Consider the following 16,071-nt stretch of genomic DNA (forward strand, 5'->3'; position numbering starts at 1 on the left):
GCCTCAAGCCTTGTCCGTCGCCGCGCCCGGCTCTGCCGGCAAAGTGAAACCGGACACCGAGCGGCGCAACTGACTGGCCATCTTCGCCAGATTGCCGATGCTCTCGGCAGTCGCCGTGGAGCCGGACGAGGTCTGCGAAGTGATCTGCTGGATCACGTTCATCGTCAGCGAAATCTGCCCGGCCGAAGAAGTCTGCTGCTGCGCCGCGTTGGAAATACTCTGGATCAGCGCCGCGAGGGTCTTCGATACGCCTTCGATTTCTTCCAGCGCCACACCGGCATCCTGCGCCAGCCGTGCGCCGCGTACCACTTCGGTGGTGGTCTGTTCCATGGAAATCACGGCTTCGTTGGTGTCGGTCTGAATCGCCCGCACCAGGGTTTCGATCTGGCGGGTCGCTGCGGATGAGCGCTCGGCCAGCCGCTGCACTTCATCGGCAACCACGGCGAACCCGCGTCCGGCATCGCCGGCCATCGAAGCCTGAATCGCGGCGTTGAGGGCGAGGATGTTGGTCTGGTCGGCAATGTCGTCGATCAGGCTGACGATGTCGCCGATTTCCTGCGACGACTCACCGAGACGCTTGATGCGTTTGGCGGTGTCCTGAATCTGCTCGCGAATGTTGTCCATGCCGTGGATGGTGTTGTGCACCACCTCGTTGCCCTTGTTGGCAATCTCCACCGAACGCTCGGCCACCGCCGAGGATTCCGCGGCGTTGGCCGACACTTGGTCGATGGATTCGGCCATGTCACTGATGGCGGTCGAAGCTTCGGAAATCTGCTGCGCCTGATGCTCGGAGGCCTGAGCCAGATGCATCGCAGTGGCTTGGGTTTCCTGCACTGCTGCGGCAACCTGGCCGGCGGTGAGGTTGATGGTCGCGACCAGATCGCGCAATTGGTCGACCGAGTAGTTGATCGAGTCGGCGATGGTGCCGGTGAAGTCTTCGGTGACCGAGGCGGTCACGGTCAGGTCGCCATCGGCGAGGTCTTCGATCTCGTCGAGCAGACGCATGATCGCGTTCTGGTTGCGCTCGTTCTTCTCGGCGGTCTCGCGCAACTGGCGGTTGGTTTCGCGCACCATGACCAGGCCGATCAGGATGATCGAGGCCAGCGCCAGCAAGCCCAAAACGTAGCCACCGATGGTGTCGGTGCTGCGCCCGCCGGCCAGGTTTTCAAAACGCGTGGCCAGATGCGAGGCTTCGTCAAGCAGGGTTTGCGACAGGCTGAAGATGTTGGTGGCCGACTCGCGCACCTTGAACAGTTCGGGCGAGGTTTCGAGGATTTCATCCACCGAGCCCGAGACGAACTGGAACAGCTCGGAAATCTCGCTCAAACGCGCACGCGCGTCGCGGTCCTCGACCTGGCTGATTTTCAGTGCCGGGTTGCCCTGCAGCATACCGTTGAGCACCTGGCCAAAACGCGCGGCGTCGCGGCCGAAAGCGTCGGCGGCTTGCTGGGAGTTTTCGTCGCCGGACAGCACGGTGTTGACCGCGCCGAGAATGCGCTCGGCGAGCAACGACTGGCGCTGGGCCATGGCCACTTGCGCGGACGGGGCACCGCGCTGGATGAGGATTTCGACGACTTTTTCGTATTCGATCTGCAACTGCGGCACGGTTTCGGCCAAGGTCGCGGCGACCTGATGCAGCGAGAGCACGGTCTGTTCGCTGGAGAGAATTGCGTCGGTGTTTTTCAGCAGGCGTTCCCAGTCCAGCTGTACGGCGCGCATTTCCGGGCGTACGGCGGAAGGTGCTGGCAGCAGGCTGGTCTGCGGGTCACCCTTTTTCAGATAGCCCCAGCGCTGCGCGAAATCGTTGCGCGCATCGCTGAGCAACTTGAACGCGGCAGCCTTGCCGGCGGCGGCTTCGGTGGCATTCTTGGCGATGCGTTGCGAGAGCACGCGCAGTTCCCCGGCGTGGCCGATGTACTGCTTGTCGTAGTTGGCCTGGGTGTTGAGGTAAGCGAAGTTGGCGAACAGCAGCATGATGAACACGATCAGCGCGATAAACAGCACGATGATCTGCGAGCGGCTGCGCGAGCCTTCTGCGGGCTTGCCTGTTTTTGCTTTTGTCATCCGCACCTTCCAAGACATGCCGAAAACCTGTGGGAGCTAGCCCTTGTGGCGAGGGGATTTATCCCCGTTGGGCTGCGCAGCAGCCCCAAGTTTTTTGGGGTCGCTACGCGACCCAACGGGGCGGTGCGACGATTCGCTGAATCCCCTCGCCACAAAGGCCCATTCCCACATGGGTTCTATATTGTTGCTGCTATACCGCTACGTTCATGAACACCGGTGACTGCGCCAGCGCAAACAGGCTGAACACGCGCCAGTCCTGCTCACGCCGAAAATGCCCCTGCACAAACTCGGCCTTCGAGCCGTGGCGCTGGCTGATCGGCATCGGTTCAAAACTGTCCTGCTCGAAATGCTGCAAGCCGAACACTTCATCGACGATCAGCCCGGCAAACACGTCCTGATGCTCCACCACCAATACCCGCCGCTGCTTGCGCATCGGCGACAGCTCATGGCCGAAGAACCCGCACAGATCCATGATCGGCAGCAAACGCCCGCGCAGGTTAGCCACACCCTTGACCCACGGCTTGACCCCGGGCAATTGAGTGAAGCGCGGTTCCGGCAGCACTTCGCTGACTTCGCCCATCGGCGCGACATACCAGTGTTCGCCGAGACGAAAGCCGATGCCGCTCCAGCGATCCTCGCGCGCCGCTTGCGACGGCAAGTCCGCCGCCAGCAAACGGCAGCGCTGGTCGATCTGCCACAACAGCTCGAACGCGGTCAGCGACTCGCTCATGGCTGCGCGATCAACCGGCCAGCACGTTGTTCAGGGTTTTGATCAGGGTTTCTTCGTCGACCGGTTTGGTCAGGTAGTCCTTGGCGCCCTGACGGGTGCCCCAGACCTTGTCGGTTTCCTGATCCTTGGTGGTGATGATGATCACCGGGATGTGCCCGGTGTCCGGGTCTTTGGTCAACTGGCGCGTGGCCTGAAAGCCGTTGAGGCCGGGCATGACAATATCCATCAGCACTGCGTCGGGTTTTTCCTGACGGGCCAGCGCTACGCCGTCGGCACCGTTTTCGGCTTTCAACACTTCATGACCGTGCTTTTCGAGCATGCCGGTCAGTTTGTACATTTCGGTCGGCGAGTCATCGACGATCAGAATACGTGCCATGGTTTTCCCCATTTTCTTGTCGACCCACGGCCCGCTGACCGCGCGTCTGTATACATGTCTTACTGCGGCAAAACGGCGGCGAAGCCCGGCACATGGGCCGAAATCGCGTCGAGCAGTTCTTCCTTGCTGAAAGGCTTGGTCAAAAATTGATCGGAACCGACAATCCGCCCCTTGGCCTTGTCGAACAGCCCGTCACGCGACGACAGCATGATCACCGGCGTGGCCTTGAACGCACTGTTGTTCTTGATTAAAGCGCAGGTCTGATAACCATCCAGACGCGGCATCATGATGTCGACAAAAATGATCCCGGGATGGTTATCGGCGATCTTCGCCAGAGCGTCGAAACCGTCGATTGCCGTGATGACTTCGCAACCCGCATTTTTCAACAATGTTTCGGCGGTGCGACGAATCGTTTTCGAGTCGTCGATCACCATGACCTTCAAGGCGCTGGACTGCTGTTCCATAAGGGGGCTCTACCGTCGCCTTTGCGAATCAATTTGTCCGTTTTGCGATGACCGCTGGCTTCAAACCCTTGATGCTCAAGGGCCAGCACGTATTGCCAGCCTTTTTAGCACAGTCTCCAGATGCAATCTATCGACGGGTTTTTCCTTGACCGCAAACCCGCCCGGCGCCACTCTGGCGGCACTTTTTTCATACCGTTCCGGTAGCCCATTTTCGAGGAAAACCCAATGAGCGTTCGCGTCGGGATTGTCATGGACCCTATCGCCAGCATTTCCTATAAAAAGGATAGCTCGCTGGCCATGCTGCTGGCCGCGCAGAAGCGCGGCTGGGAACTGTTCTATATGGAACAGCGCGACCTGTATCAGGGCGAAGGTCAGGCGCGGGCGCGCATGCGTCCGCTGAAGGTGTTCGCCAACCCGGAAAAATGGTTCGAACTGGACGCCGAGCAGGATTCGCTGCTGAGCGATCTGGACGTGATCCTGATGCGCAAGGATCCGCCGTTCGACATGGAGTTCGTTTACTCCACTTATCTGCTCGAACAAGCCGAAGCCGCTGGCGTGCTGGTGGTGAACAAGCCGCAGAGCCTGCGCGACTGCAACGAAAAGCTGTTCGCCACGCTGTTCCCGCAGTGCACACCCCCGACCGTGGTCAGCCGCCGCACCGACGTGCTGCGTGAATTCGCCGCCAAACACGGCGACGTGATCCTCAAGCCGCTGGACGGCATGGGCGGCACGTCGATCTTCCGTCACCGTGCCGGTGATCCGAACCTGTCGGTGATTCTGGAAACCCTGACCGCCCTCGGCGGCCAGCAGATCATGGGCCAGGCTTACCTGCCGGCGATCAAGGACGGCGACAAGCGCATCTTGATGATCGACGGTGAGCCGGTAGATTACTGCCTGGCGCGGATCCCCGCTCAGGGCGAAACCCGGGGCAACCTCGCGGCCGGTGGTCGCGGCGAAGCACGTCCGCTGACCGACAAGGATCGCTGGATCGCCGCACAAGTCGGCCCGACCCTGCGCGAGAAAGGCCTGCTGTTCGTCGGTCTGGATGTGATCGGCGAGCACCTGACCGAAATCAACGTCACCAGCCCGACCTGCATCCGCGAGATCGACAACGCGTTCGGCACCGACATCGGCGGCTTGCTGATGGATGCCATCGATCAGAAGCTCAAGGCTCGTTGAGTTAGAACAACCAAGATGCGACCAACATTGCGTTATCATGCGCGGCCTGTGAAAAACGCGATGTTGGTTTACTTGTCATGACCCTCCCGTCCGATCTGCCCGCAGAACTCGCCCATCGTGGCGTGCGCCCGGTCGATCGCCTCGGATTTACCCTGTTTCTCGCGGCGCTGATCCATTTGGCGCTGCTGCTTGGCGTGGGTTTCACCATGGTCGAGCCCAAGCAGATCAGCAAAACCCTGGAAATCACCCTCGCCACGTTCAAGAGCGAAACCAAGCCGAAGAAGGCCGATTTCCTTGCGCAGGAAAATCAGGAAGGCAGCGGCACGCTGGACAAGAAGGCGATTCCGAAGACGACTGAAGTCGCGCCGTTCCAGGCCAACGAGGTGAAGAAGGTCACCCCGCCGCCGGCCGCCAAGCCGCAAGTGCAGGACGCCGCGCCCAAGGCTGCAGTGACCACCGTCGCGCCGAAGCCAAAAAAAGCCCCGACCAAGAAAGAAGAAGCCAAAACCCCGATCAAACCGACGGTCGATGCGCCGACGTTCGACAGCTCGCAGCTGTCCAGCGACATCGCCAGTCTCGAAGCGGAACTGGCCAACGAACAGCAGCTGTACGCCAAACGCCCGCGTATCCACCGCCTCAGCGCGGCCTCGACCATGCGCGACAAGGGCGCCTGGTATAAGGATGACTGGCGCAAGAAGGTCGAGCGCATCGGCAACCTGAATTATCCCGACGAAGCGCGCCGCCAGCAGATTTACGGCAACCTGCGCCTGATGGTTTCGATCAACCGCGACGGCTCGCTGTATGAAGTGCTGGTGCTGGAATCCTCCGGCCAGCCGCTGCTGGATCAGGCGGCGCAGCGGATTGTGCGGCTGGCAGCGCCGTTTGCACCGTTCAGCGGCGATCTGGCAGATGTCGACCGACTGGAAATCATCCGCACCTGGAAATTCGCCCGGGGCGACAAGCTTTCCAGTAACTGAATACCACCCGTACAGCTTTTGTGGCGAGGGAGCTTGCTCCCGCTGGGCTGCGAAGCGGCCCCCTGCTTTTCTTGAGACACACCGCGCCAGCAGATTTTGCGACTGCTGCGCAGCCGAGCGGGAGCAAGCTCCCTCGCCACAGTGGTCTGTTGAACGATCAGAAGACCATTTGCAACGCATCCCCAGCTTGTCAGTTCGCCCCTTGAACGCCACACTAGCGCACATGAAAAACGTCAGCCCCAGCTACCTCAAGCATCAATTCCTGATTGCCATGCCACACATGGCCGACCCGAACTTTGCCCACACCTTGACCTACATCGTCGAGCACACGGCCAATGGGGCCATGGGGCTGGTGGTCAATCGACCGCAAGAGCTGAATCTGGCCGACATTCTCGAACAACTGCGCCCGGACATCGAGCCGCCTGCACTGTGCCAGCACGTGCCGATCTTCATCGGCGGTCCGGTGCAGACTGATCGCGGGTTTGTCCTGCATCCGGCGGGCAAGACCTTTCAGGCGACCGTCGAGCTGGAAGGCGATCTGGCGCTGTCCACCTCCCAGGACGTGCTGTTCGCCATCGCTGACGGCGTGGGCCCGGCGAAAAGCCTGATCACCCTCGGCTACGCCGGTTGGGAAGCCGGGCAACTCGAAGCCGAACTGGCCGACAACGCCTGGCTCAACTGCCCGTATGACGCCGACATCCTGTTCAACACCAGCAGCGAACTGCGTCTGGAAGCGGCAGCCAAGCATCTGGGGATCAACCTCAGCTTGCTGACCAGCCAGGCGGGGCACGCCTGATGGCTCTGCGTCTGATTCTCGGCTTCGATTACGGCACCAAACAGATCGGCGTCGCGGTCGGTCAGGTGATTACCGGCCAGGCCCGCGAGCTGTGCACCTTGAAAGCGCAAAACGGCGTTCCGGACTGGAATCAGGTCGAAGCGCTTATAAAGGAATGGAAACCCGACGCTGTAGTAGTCGGCCTGCCGCTGAACATGGACGGCACGCCAAGCGACATGTGCGTACGCGCCGAGAAGTTTGCCCGCCGCCTCAACGGCCGCTACAACCTGCCCTTTTATACCCACGATGAACGCCTGACCACTTTTGAAGCCAAGGGCGAGCGGATGGCGCGTGGCGGACAAAAGGGCAGTTACCGCGACAACCCGGTGGATGCCATCGCCGCCGCCCTGCTGCTGCAAGGCTGGCTCGATGAAAACACTGCACTGTTTGCGTCCTGAGCGCATTTAATTCGAGAAGCGCTACGGCGCTTTTCTTTTGGCTAAATACCCGAGCCACGTCCGGCAGGATCAGGCTCGGGTCAAAGAAGGAGCAACCATGAGTCTGCCCAATCCCGCCGATCTGATCAGCCAGATGGCCACTAGCCTCAAGGCGCACCTGGCCCAGCGTGGCATCAGCGAACCGCGTTACATCGGCATTCGCACCGGTGGCATCTGGGTCGCCCAGGCCTTGCTCAAGGAAATGCGCAGCGATGCGCCGCTCGGCACCCTGGATGTGTCCTTCTACCGCGACGATTTCAGCCAGAACGGCCTGCACCCGCAAGTGCGCCCGTCCGCCCTGCCCTTCGAGATCGAAGGCCAGCATCTGGTGCTGATCGACGACGTACTGATGAGCGGCCGCACCATTCGCGCCGCCATGAACGAACTGTTCGACTACGGCCGCCCGGCCAGCGTGACGCTGGTCTGCCTGCTCGATCTGGACGCCGGCGAGCTGCCGATCCGCCCGAATGTGGTCGGTGCAACCCTGACGCTGGCCGCGCACGAGCGGGTGAAGCTGTCCGGCCCCGAGCCGCTGGCGCTCGAACTGCAAGACTTTGCCCTTTAATCCGCCCTATTGAGAGTCCCCTTCGCGATGACGCCTCTAGATACCAAGCGCCCGCTGCAGCTCAATGATCAGGGCCAGCTGCGCCACTTCCTCTCGCTCGACGGCCTGCGCCGCGAGTTGCTGACGGAAATCCTCGACACTGCCGATTCGTTCCTTGAAGTCGGCGCCCGGGCGGTGAAGAAAGTCCCGTTGCTGCGCGGCAAGACCGTGTGCAACGTGTTCTTTGAAAACTCCACGCGCACCCGTACCACTTTCGAACTGGCGGCCCAGCGGCTGTCGGCGGACGTGATCACCCTGAACGTCTCGACCTCGTCGGCGAGCAAGGGCGAAACGCTGCTCGACACCCTGCGCAACCTCGAAGCGATGGCTGCCGACATGTTCGTCGTGCGCCACGGTGATTCCGGCGCTGCGCACTTCATCGCCGAACATGTCTGCCCGCAAGTGGCGATCATCAACGGCGGCGACGGCCGTCACGCGCACCCGACTCAGGGCATGCTCGACATGCTGACCATCCGTCGGCACAAGGGCAGCTTCGAAAACCTCTCGGTGGCCATCGTCGGCGACATCCTGCACTCGCGGGTGGCGCGCTCGAACATGCTCGCGCTGAAAACCCTCGGCTGCCCGGACATCCGCGTGATCGCGCCGAAAACCCTGCTGCCGATCGGCATCGAGCAGTACGGCGTAAAGGTCTACACCGACATGACCGAAGGCCTGAAAGACGTTGACGTGGTGATCATGTTGCGTCTGCAACGCGAGCGCATGACCGGCGGCCTGCTGCCGAGTGAAGGCGAGTTCTATCGCCTGTTCGGCCTGACCACCGCGCGTCTGGCCGGGGCCAAACCGGATTGCATCGTCATGCATCCGGGGCCGATCAACCGTGGCGTGGAGATCGAATCCGCAGTGGCCGACGGCCCGCATTCGGTGATCCTCAATCAAGTTACCTACGGCATCGCGATCCGTATGGCCGTGCTATCGATGGCCATGAGCGGGCAGACTGCGCAACGTCAATTCGAGCAGGAGAACGCCCAGTGAAGCTCAGCATTCTCGGCGCCCGCGTCATCGATCCAAGCAGCGGCCTGGATCAAATCACCGATATTCACATTGAAGCCTGCAAGATCATCGCCCTCGGCGCTGCGCCGGCCGGTTTCACCGCGCTGGAAACCATTGATGCGACGGGTTTGATCGCCGCACCTGGCCTGGTCGACCTCAACGTCGCCCTGCGCGAGCCGGGCTACAGCCGCAAAGGCTCGATTGCCAGCGAAACCCGCGCTGCAGCGGCGGGTGGCGTGACCAGCCTGTGCTGCCCGCCACAGACCAAACCGGTGCTCGACACTTCGGCGGTGGCCGAGCTGATCCTCGACCGCGCTCGCGAAGCCGGCAACACCAAGGTGTTCCCGATTGGCGCGCTGAGCAAAGGTCTGGATGGCGAGCAACTGGCCGAACTGGTGGCCCTGCGCGACGCCGGTTGCGTGGCGTTCGGTAACGGCCTGGAGAGTTTCCGCAACACCCGCACTTTGTGCCGGGCGCTGGATTACGCGGCGACCTTTGATCTGACGGTGATTTTCAATTCGCAAGATCACGATCTGGCTGAGGGCGGTCTGGCGCACGAAGGCCCGACCGCAAGTTTCCTCGGTTTGCCAGGCATTCCGGAAACTGCTGAAACCGTAGCTTTGGCTCGCGACCTGCTGTTGGTCGAGCAGACTGGCGTGCGTGCGCATTTCAGTCAGTTGACCAGCGCGCGCGGCGTGGCGCTGATCGCTCAGGCGCAGGCGCGTGGCCTGAAGGTAACGGCGGATGTGGCGTTGTATCAGCTGATCCTGACGGATGAAGCGCTGATCGACTTCAACAGTCTGTATCACGTACAACCGCCGCTGCGCACCCGCGCCGACCGCGATGGCCTGCGTGATGCGGTGAAATCCGGTGTGGTGTCGGCCATCTCCAGCCATCACCAACCGCATGAACGTGACGCGAAACTGGCACCGTTCGGCGCGACCGAGCCGGGCATCAGCAGTGTTGAGCTGCTGCTGCCGCTGGCGATGACGCTGGTTGAGGATGGTCTGCTCGATCTGCCGACCTTGCTCGCGCGTTTGAGCGCTGGCCCGGCCGACGCCTTGCGCCTGCCGGCGGGCAAGCTGGCGGTGGGTGGCGCAGCGGATATCGTGCTGTTCGATCCGAAGGCTTCGACAGTGGCCGGTGAAGGCTGGCGCTCGAAGGGTGAGAACTGCCCGTTCCTGGGTCACACTTTGCCAGGTGTGGTTCGCTATACCTTGGTGGATGGGCGGATCAGTCACCAGGCTTGATAACGAGTTGCCCTCAATCGCTGGCAAGCCAGCTGCTCCCACAGGTTTTGCGCTAACCCGAAGATTGCGCAAGACCTTGTGGGAGCTGGCTTGCCAGCGATGGCTTACTGGAAGGTGCCGCGATTCTGCGCGTTACGCACCGAGACCTGATCGTTCAGCGTCCAGAAGTCATACAACACCCCCAGAAAGAACAACCCGCCCGTCAGCAAGTACAGCAATCCGCTGATCCACTTGCCCTGATACATCCGGTGCACGCCGAATACGCCGAGAAACGCCAGCAGAATCCACGCCACGTTGTACTCGATCGGCCCTGCGGTGAAACGCAGATCTGCTTCGCGATCCATTGCCGGGATCAGAAACAGGTCGATCAGCCAGCCGATTCCCAACAATCCAAGGGTGAAAAACCAGATCGTCCCGGTCACCGGCTTGCCGTAATAAAAGCGGTGCGCGCCGGTAAATCCGAATATCCACAGCAGGTAACCGATGAATTTGCTGTGGGTGTCTTTTTCTTTCACACGGGGTAGCTGATAGCTGCTCATTAAGACCTCGATGCACACGATAGATAAATATTGTTGAATTCTTTGTGACTTTTTTACAGGTAGCCGACGTATGGCAAATGTTAGGGTGACGTCCGTCAAAGCCTTATAGCATCGGACTCGTGTCCGACAATCGCGTCAATTTGCCGCTTATTTGGTTCCGTTGCCCGCCGCTTGAATCGACCAACGGCCTCGGAAGGGACAAAAAAGCTGTTATAAAGTTGCGCGCTATCACTTAAGAGCCACGCCTAATGCGACCATTTTTCAAGACATGGCTAACCATTTGCCTGTTACTGCCACTGGCCGCCCACGCCACCAATCGTGAGCAACGTCTTCCCAACGTTAACGGTTTCACCCCGAAATCCCATGCTTCTGCTCCCTCGAACAAGAGCAAGCAGAGCAAAACCACCACGCTGAGCAGCAAAGGCAACAGCAAGCTGGTGCCACCGATGGCGAGCAAGGAAAGCAGCAATGTCCTCAGCCGCGCGGTAAACGTCCTCGGCACTCCCTATCGTTGGGGCGGCAGCAGCCCAAGTAAAGGCTTTGATTGCAGCGGTCTGGTGAAATACGCGTTCAACGACGCTACGTTCGACCTGCCACGCACCTCGAACGCCATGGCCAGCGGCCACGGCGAGAAAGTCGAGCGCAAGGATCTGAAGCCGGGCGATCTGATTTTCTTCAACATCAAGAGTCGTCGGGTCAATCACGTTGCCATCTACCTGGGCAACGACCGCTTTATCCACGCACCGCGTCGCGGCAAGTCGGTAAGCATCGACACCTTGAACAAGCCGTACTGGGAAAAACACTACGTGGTTGCCAAGCGTGTGTTGCCGAAAGAACCGAACCAGTTGCGCGTGGTTCAGCGCTAAGCCTTACAGCAAGATCAAAAGATCGCAGCCTTCGGCAGCTCCTACACGGGATTAGCGTTTCCCTGTAGGAGCTGCCGGAGGCTGCGATCTTTTGCTTTTAGCTCCTAAAAATTATCCGGCGTACGCGCCTTCTCTCGCGCATGCTCGCGGCTGATCAAGCCTTTGGTCACCAACTCCTTCAGGCACATATCCAGTGTCTGCATCCCCAAAGACCCACCGGTCTGAATCGACGAATACATCTGCGCGACCTTGTCCTCGCGGATCAGGTTACGGATCGCCGACGTGCCGAGCATGATCTCGTGCGCCGCCACCCGCCCGCCGCCGATCTTCTTGATCAAGGTCTGCGACACCACCGCCAACAGCGACTCCGACAGCATCGAGCGCACCATCGACTTCTCGTCACCAGGGAACACGTCCACCACCCGGTCGATGGTCTTCGCCGCCGACGTGGTGTGCAGCGTGCCGAACACCAGATGCCCGGTCTCGGCGGCGGTCAACGCCAGGCGGATGGTTTCCAGATCGCGCATCTCGCCGACCAGAATCACATCCGGGTCTTCGCGCAAAGCCGAACGCAGCGCCGTGGCGAAACTGCGCGTATCGCGGTGGACTTCACGCTGATTGATCAGGCATTTACGCGATTCATGGACGAATTCGATCGGGTCTTCGATGGTCAGGATGTGGTGATGGCGATGGGTGTTGAGATAATCGATCATCGCCGCCAGCGTGGTCGACTTGCCCGAGCCGGTCGGCCCGGTGACCAGCACCAGCCCGCGCGGGGCGTCGGTGATCTTGCGGAAGACGTCGCCCATGCCGAGGTCTTCCATGCTCAGCACTTTCGACGGAATGGTACGAAACACTGCCCCGGCGCCGCGATTCTGGTTGAAGGCATTGACCCGAAACCGCGCCACACCGGGCACTTCGAAGGAAAAGTCGGTTTCGAGATGTTTCTCGAAGTCCACGCGCTGGGTGTCGTTCATGATGGCGTAGATCAATTCGTGCACTTGTTTGTGATCGAGCGCCGGCAGATTGATCCGCCGCACATCGCCATCGACGCGGATCATCGGCGGCAATCCGGCCGACAAGTGCAGGTCGGAAGCGCCCTGTTTGGCGCTGAAGGCCAGCAGTTCAGTGATATCCATAGCGTCCCTCAATTCCAGTAGAATGCCGCGAACCTTCAGACCGCTGGCGCCTCTTGATGTCCACGATAGCAGACAACATTGTTCAGGTTAGTTCGCGCATCCGTGCCGCCGCCGAATCCGCCGGGCGCGTCGAAAACAGCGTGCAGCTCTTGGCCGTGAGCAAGACCAAGCCCGGCGAAGCCTTGCGTGAAGCGTACGCCGCCGGCCTGCGGGATTTTGGCGAGAACTATCTGCAGGAAGCCTTGGGCAAACAGCTCGAACTGGCCGACCTGCCCTTGATCTGGCATTTCATCGGCCCCATTCAATCGAACAAGACTCGCGCCATCGCCGAGCATTTCGCTTGGGTGCACTCTGTGGATCGTTTGAAAATCGCCCAACGCCTGTCCGAACAACGCCCGGCGGACATGCCGCCGCTGAACATCTGCATTCAGGTCAACGTCAGCGGTGAAGCCAGCAAGTCCGGCTGCACCCCGGCGGATCTGCCGGCATTGGCGCAAGCGATCAGTGCGTTGCCACGGATCAAGTTGCGCGGATTGATGGCGATTCCCGAGCCGACCGAAGATCGCGCCGAACAAGACGCAGCGTTTGCCACCGTGCAGCAATTGCAAGCGAGCCTCAATCTGCCGCTCGACACACTTTCCATGGGCATGAGCCACGACCTCGAGTCGGCCATTGCCCAAGGCGCCACATGGGTACGTATCGGTACGGCCCTGTTTGGCGCCAGAGACTATTCCCAATCTTGAACATTTCCAGATAAGGATCAGACATGAGCGACACACGTATTGCCTTTATCGGTGCCGGCAACATGGCCGCCAGCCTGATCGGCGGCCTGCGGGCCAAGGGTCTGGACGCCGCGCTGATCCGCGCCAGCGATCCGGGTGAAGAAACCCGCACGCGCGTCAGCCGCGAACACGGCATCGAAACCTTCGCCGACAACGCTCAGGCCATCGACGGCGCCGACGTAGTAGTGCTGGCGGTCAAGCCGCAAGCCATGAAAGCCGTATGCGAAGCGATTCGCCCGAGCCTCAAACCCCATCAACTGGTGGTCTCGATTGCTGCCGGCATCACCTGCGCGAGCATGACCGCGTGGCTCGGCGAGCAGCCGATTGTGCGCTGCATGCCGAATACTCCGGCGCTGCTGCGCCAAGGCGTCAGCGGCTTGTACGCCACCAGCGAAGTGACTGCCGAGCAGCGTCAGCAGGCCGAAGAGTTGCTGTCCGCCGTCGGCATCGCGCTGTGGCTGAACGAAGAGCTGCAACTGGACGCAGTGACCGCCGTGTCCGGCTCCGGCCCGGCGTACTTCTTCCTGCTGATCGAAGCCATGACTGCCGCTGGCGTCAAACTCGGTCTGCCAAAAGAAACCGCTGAACAACTGACCTTGCAAACCGCTCTCGGCGCCGCGCATATGGCCGTTTCCAGTGACGTTGACGCCGCGGAACTGCGCCGTCGCGTGACCTCGCCGGCCGGTACCACTGAAGCCGCAATCAAATCGTTCCAGGCTGGCGGCTTCGAAGCGCTGGTAGAAAAAGCACTCGGCGCCGCCGCGCACCGCTCGGCCGAAATGGCCGAACAACTGGGCAAATAAGGAGCCTTACATGATTGGATTGAACACCGCAGCGGTTTACGTGCTGCAAACCCTCGGCAGTCTGTATCTGCTGATCGTGTTGTTGCGCTTCGTTCTGCAACTGGTGCGCGCGAACTTCTACAACCCGCTCTGCCAGTTCATCGTCAAAGCCACCCAGCCGCTGCTCAAGCCACTGCGCCGGATCATCCCGAGCATGTTCGGTCTGGACATGTCGTCGCTGGTACTGGCAATTCTGGTGCAACTGGCGCTGATGGCCCTGACCCTGCTGCTGACGTACGGCACCACCGGCAATCCGCTGCAACTGTTTATCTGGTCGCTGATCGGCGTGGCCGCGCTGTTCCTGAAGATCTTCTTCTGGGCCATGATCATCAGCATCATTCTGTCTTGGGTCGCACCGGGCAGCCATAACCCGGGCGCTGAACTGGTGAACCAGATCTGTGAACCGGCTCTGGCGCCGTTCCGTCGCTTCCTGCCGAATCTCGGCGGGCTGGATCTGTCGCCGATTTTTGCCTTCCTGGTGTTGAAGCTGATCGATATGTTGGTGATCAACAATCTGGCGGCGATGACGATGATGCCGGAGATATTGCGTTTGTTGATGTGATCGGTTTTTGCTGGGGCGGTGTGGGCGTTGTTCGGTCTGATTCCGTGTCGGCCTCTCCCCTCACCCCAGCCCTCTCCCGAGGGAGAGGGAGCTCAGCTGTGTTGTTTCCGAGACCGGAGTCCGGCGCGGAAATTTCAGGTCGGCGTAGCTCTGAAGATCGCCTCGATCAGTCCCCTCTCCCTCCGGGAGAGGGTTAGGGTGAGGGCCGCTTGCCGCTAACCCCCCCGGTCTTTAGACTTACGCCTCATTTCAACGAGAGCAGGGTCGATGCCAGCTGCCTTTCCCCCCGATTCTGTTGGTCTGGTGACGCCGCAAACGGCGCACTTCAGCGAACCGCTGGCCCTGGCCTGTGGCCGGTCGCTGCCCGCTTATGACCTGATCTACGAAACCTACGGCACGCTCAACGCGCAGGCGAGCAACGCCGTGCTGATCTGTCATGCGTTGTCCGGCCATCATCACGCCGCCGGCTATCACAGCGTCGACGACCGCAAGCCCGGTTGGTGGGACAGCTGCATCGGCCCCGGCAAGCCGATCGACACCAGCAAATTCTTCGTGGTCAGCCTGAACAACCTCGGTGGATGCAACGGCTCCACCGGCCCGAGCAGCATCAACCCCGAGACCGGCAAGCCCTTCGGCGCCGACTTCCCGGTGCTGACCGTGGAAGACTGGGTGCACAGCCAGGCGCGTCTCGCTGACCTGCTCGGCATCGGCCAGTGGGCGGCAGTGATCGGCGGCAGCCTCGGCGGCATGCAGGCGCTGCAATGGACCATCACTTACCCGGATCGCGTGCGCCACTGCCTGGCCATCGCCTCGGCCCCCAAGCTGTCGGCGCAGAACATCGCCTTCAACGAAGTGGCGCGTCAGGCGATCCTCACCGACCCGGAATTCCACGGTGGCTCGTTCCAGGAAGCCGGCGTAATCCCCAAGCGTGGGCTGATGCTGGCGCGGATGGTCGGGCACATCACGTATCTGTCCGACGATTCGATGGGCGAGAAATTCGGCCGGGGCCTGAAGAGCGAGAAGCTCAACTACGACTTCCACAGCGTCGAATTCCAGGTCGAAAGCTACTTGCGCTATCAGGGCGAAGAGTTCTCCGGACGCTTCGATGCCAACACCTATCTGTTGATGACCAAGGCACTGGATTACTTCGATCCGGCGGCGAACTTCGACGATGACCTGGCGAAAACCTTCGCCAACGCTACAGCCAAGTTCTGTGTGATGTCGTTCACCACTGACTGGCGCTTCTCCCCTGCCCGCTCGCGGGAACTGGTGGACGCGCTGATGGCCGCGCGCAAGGACGTCAGCTACCTGGAGATCGACGCGCCGCAGGGCCACGACGCCTTCCTGATTCCGATCCCGCGCTATTTGCAGGCGTTCGGCAATTACATGAACCGAATCACGTTGTGAGAAAGCC

The 16,071-nt window shown here is 60.9% G+C and carries 18 protein-coding genes; 12 read left to right on the forward strand and 6 right to left on the reverse strand.

The features are described from left to right. Nucleotides 1-3: 3 nt before the first annotated feature. The 4 genes from ACP7BN_RS16245 to pilG form a co-directional block, all read right to left on the reverse strand. On the reverse strand, nt 4-2,064 hold the full coding sequence (locus ACP7BN_RS16245; RefSeq protein WP_426205243.1) for a methyl-accepting chemotaxis protein: 2,061 nt from the start codon (nt 2,062-2,064) through the stop codon (nt 4-6). Between the two features lie 190 nt (nt 2,065-2,254). Further along, nucleotides 2,255-2,794, reverse strand: coding sequence for a chemotaxis protein CheW (locus ACP7BN_RS16250; protein WP_426205244.1), 540 nt, complete (start codon nt 2,792-2,794; stop codon nt 2,255-2,257). Nucleotides 2,795-2,804: 10 nt separating this feature from the next. Next, a complete protein-coding gene (gene pilH, locus ACP7BN_RS16255; protein WP_027926574.1) occupies nt 2,805-3,170 on the reverse strand; it encodes a twitching motility response regulator PilH in 366 nt (121 codons plus the stop codon). Between the two features lie 59 nt (nt 3,171-3,229). Beyond that, on the reverse strand, nt 3,230-3,634 hold the full coding sequence (gene pilG, locus ACP7BN_RS16260) for a twitching motility response regulator PilG (protein ID WP_420647344.1): 405 nt from the start codon (nt 3,632-3,634) through the stop codon (nt 3,230-3,232). Nucleotides 3,635-3,859: 225 nt separating this feature from the next. Between pilG and gshB the strand changes: the two genes are divergently transcribed. From gshB to ACP7BN_RS16295, 7 genes are all read left to right on the forward strand, one after another. Next, entirely contained in the window at nt 3,860-4,813 is a 954-nt protein-coding gene (gene gshB, locus ACP7BN_RS16265; protein ID WP_426205245.1) for a glutathione synthase, read from the forward strand. A 77-nt stretch (nt 4,814-4,890) separates the two neighbouring features. Further along, the gene (locus ACP7BN_RS16270) at nt 4,891-5,790 is read left to right on the forward strand and encodes an energy transducer TonB (protein WP_420647346.1); all 900 of its coding nucleotides are present in this window, start codon (nt 4,891-4,893) and stop codon (nt 5,788-5,790) included. Nucleotides 5,791-6,013: 223 nt separating this feature from the next. Continuing rightward, nucleotides 6,014-6,586: a YqgE/AlgH family protein gene (locus ACP7BN_RS16275; protein ID WP_426205338.1), complete on the forward strand. Its 573-nt coding sequence runs from the start codon at nt 6,014-6,016 to the stop codon at nt 6,584-6,586. After that, on the forward strand, nt 6,586-7,023 hold the full coding sequence (ruvX, locus tag ACP7BN_RS16280) for a Holliday junction resolvase RuvX (RefSeq protein ID WP_426205246.1): 438 nt from the start codon (nt 6,586-6,588) through the stop codon (nt 7,021-7,023). Before ACP7BN_RS16275 ends, ruvX begins: the two co-directional genes overlap by 1 nt. 97 nt (nt 7,024-7,120) lie before the next feature. Further along, complete coding sequence (pyrR, locus tag ACP7BN_RS16285) at nt 7,121-7,627, forward strand: bifunctional pyr operon transcriptional regulator/uracil phosphoribosyltransferase PyrR (protein ID WP_426205247.1); 507 nt, start codon at nt 7,121-7,123, stop codon at nt 7,625-7,627. Between the two features lie 27 nt (nt 7,628-7,654). Continuing rightward, a complete protein-coding gene (locus ACP7BN_RS16290) occupies nt 7,655-8,659 on the forward strand; it encodes an aspartate carbamoyltransferase catalytic subunit (protein WP_095164512.1) in 1,005 nt (334 codons plus the stop codon). Continuing rightward, on the forward strand, nt 8,656-9,927 hold the full coding sequence (locus tag ACP7BN_RS16295) for a dihydroorotase (RefSeq protein ID WP_426205248.1): 1,272 nt from the start codon (nt 8,656-8,658) through the stop codon (nt 9,925-9,927). Before ACP7BN_RS16290 ends, ACP7BN_RS16295 begins: the two co-directional genes overlap by 4 nt. 104 nt (nt 9,928-10,031) lie before the next feature. Here ACP7BN_RS16295 and ACP7BN_RS16300 read toward each other — a convergent pair whose 3' ends face one another. Continuing rightward, the gene (locus ACP7BN_RS16300; RefSeq protein WP_426205249.1) at nt 10,032-10,466 is read right to left on the reverse strand and encodes an NINE protein; all 435 of its coding nucleotides are present in this window, start codon (nt 10,464-10,466) and stop codon (nt 10,032-10,034) included. Nucleotides 10,467-10,714: 248 nt separating this feature from the next. Between ACP7BN_RS16300 and ACP7BN_RS16305 the strand changes: the two genes are divergently transcribed. After that, on the forward strand, nt 10,715-11,332 hold the full coding sequence (locus ACP7BN_RS16305; RefSeq protein WP_426205250.1) for a C40 family peptidase: 618 nt from the start codon (nt 10,715-10,717) through the stop codon (nt 11,330-11,332). A 104-nt stretch (nt 11,333-11,436) separates the two neighbouring features. On the opposite strand, the gene ACP7BN_RS16310 is transcribed toward ACP7BN_RS16305, so the two are convergent. Further along, complete coding sequence (locus tag ACP7BN_RS16310; protein WP_420647352.1) at nt 11,437-12,471, reverse strand: type IV pilus twitching motility protein PilT; 1,035 nt, start codon at nt 12,469-12,471, stop codon at nt 11,437-11,439. 56 nt (nt 12,472-12,527) lie between these two features. Here ACP7BN_RS16310 and ACP7BN_RS16315 point away from each other — a divergent pair, with 56 nt between their 5' ends. The 4 genes from ACP7BN_RS16315 (at nt 12,528) to metX (ending at nt 16,064) form a co-directional block, all read left to right on the forward strand. Next, entirely contained in the window at nt 12,528-13,214 is a 687-nt protein-coding gene (locus ACP7BN_RS16315; protein ID WP_426205251.1) for a YggS family pyridoxal phosphate-dependent enzyme, read from the forward strand. 23 nt (nt 13,215-13,237) lie between these two features. Beyond that, on the forward strand, nt 13,238-14,056 hold the full coding sequence (gene proC / locus ACP7BN_RS16320; RefSeq protein ID WP_426205252.1) for a pyrroline-5-carboxylate reductase: 819 nt from the start codon (nt 13,238-13,240) through the stop codon (nt 14,054-14,056). 10 nt (nt 14,057-14,066) lie between these two features. Continuing rightward, nucleotides 14,067-14,657: a YggT family protein gene (locus ACP7BN_RS16325; protein ID WP_420647355.1), complete on the forward strand. Its 591-nt coding sequence runs from the start codon at nt 14,067-14,069 to the stop codon at nt 14,655-14,657. A 267-nt stretch (nt 14,658-14,924) separates the two neighbouring features. Beyond that, a complete protein-coding gene (gene metX / locus ACP7BN_RS16330) occupies nt 14,925-16,064 on the forward strand; it encodes a homoserine O-succinyltransferase MetX (RefSeq protein WP_426205253.1) in 1,140 nt (379 codons plus the stop codon). Nucleotides 16,065-16,071: the final 7 nt, after the last annotated feature.

The organism is Pseudomonas sp. TWP3-1 (genome assembly GCF_049896625.1).
GTDB lineage: Bacteria > Pseudomonadota > Gammaproteobacteria > Pseudomonadales > Pseudomonadaceae > Aquipseudomonas.

Coding starts and splice junctions, on each gene's coding strand:
- ACP7BN_RS16245 (WP_426205243.1), bottom strand. CDS start 2,064: ATGACAAAAGCAAAAACAGGCAAGCCCGCAGAAGGCTCGCGCAGCCGC.
- ACP7BN_RS16250 (WP_426205244.1), bottom strand. CDS start 2,794: ATGAGCGAGTCGCTGACCGCGTTCGAGCTGTTGTGGCAGATCGACCAG.
- pilH (WP_027926574.1), bottom strand. CDS start 3,170: ATGGCACGTATTCTGATCGTCGATGACTCGCCGACCGAAATGTACAAA.
- pilG (WP_420647344.1), bottom strand. CDS start 3,634: ATGGAACAGCAGTCCAGCGCCTTGAAGGTCATGGTGATCGACGACTCG.
- gshB (WP_426205245.1), top strand. CDS start 3,860: ATGAGCGTTCGCGTCGGGATTGTCATGGACCCTATCGCCAGCATTTCC.
- ACP7BN_RS16270 (WP_420647346.1), top strand. CDS start 4,891: ATGACCCTCCCGTCCGATCTGCCCGCAGAACTCGCCCATCGTGGCGTG.
- ACP7BN_RS16275 (WP_426205338.1), top strand. CDS start 6,014: ATGAAAAACGTCAGCCCCAGCTACCTCAAGCATCAATTCCTGATTGCC.
- ruvX (WP_426205246.1), top strand. CDS start 6,586: ATGGCTCTGCGTCTGATTCTCGGCTTCGATTACGGCACCAAACAGATC.
- pyrR (WP_426205247.1), top strand. CDS start 7,121: ATGAGTCTGCCCAATCCCGCCGATCTGATCAGCCAGATGGCCACTAGC.
- ACP7BN_RS16290 (WP_095164512.1), top strand. CDS start 7,655: ATGACGCCTCTAGATACCAAGCGCCCGCTGCAGCTCAATGATCAGGGC.
- ACP7BN_RS16300 (WP_426205249.1), bottom strand. CDS start 10,466: ATGAGCAGCTATCAGCTACCCCGTGTGAAAGAAAAAGACACCCACAGC.
- ACP7BN_RS16305 (WP_426205250.1), top strand. CDS start 10,715: ATGCGACCATTTTTCAAGACATGGCTAACCATTTGCCTGTTACTGCCA.
- ACP7BN_RS16310 (WP_420647352.1), bottom strand. CDS start 12,471: ATGGATATCACTGAACTGCTGGCCTTCAGCGCCAAACAGGGCGCTTCC.
- ACP7BN_RS16315 (WP_426205251.1), top strand. CDS start 12,528: ATGTCCACGATAGCAGACAACATTGTTCAGGTTAGTTCGCGCATCCGT.
- proC (WP_426205252.1), top strand. CDS start 13,238: ATGAGCGACACACGTATTGCCTTTATCGGTGCCGGCAACATGGCCGCC.
- ACP7BN_RS16325 (WP_420647355.1), top strand. CDS start 14,067: ATGATTGGATTGAACACCGCAGCGGTTTACGTGCTGCAAACCCTCGGC.
- metX (WP_426205253.1), top strand. CDS start 14,925: ATGCCAGCTGCCTTTCCCCCCGATTCTGTTGGTCTGGTGACGCCGCAA.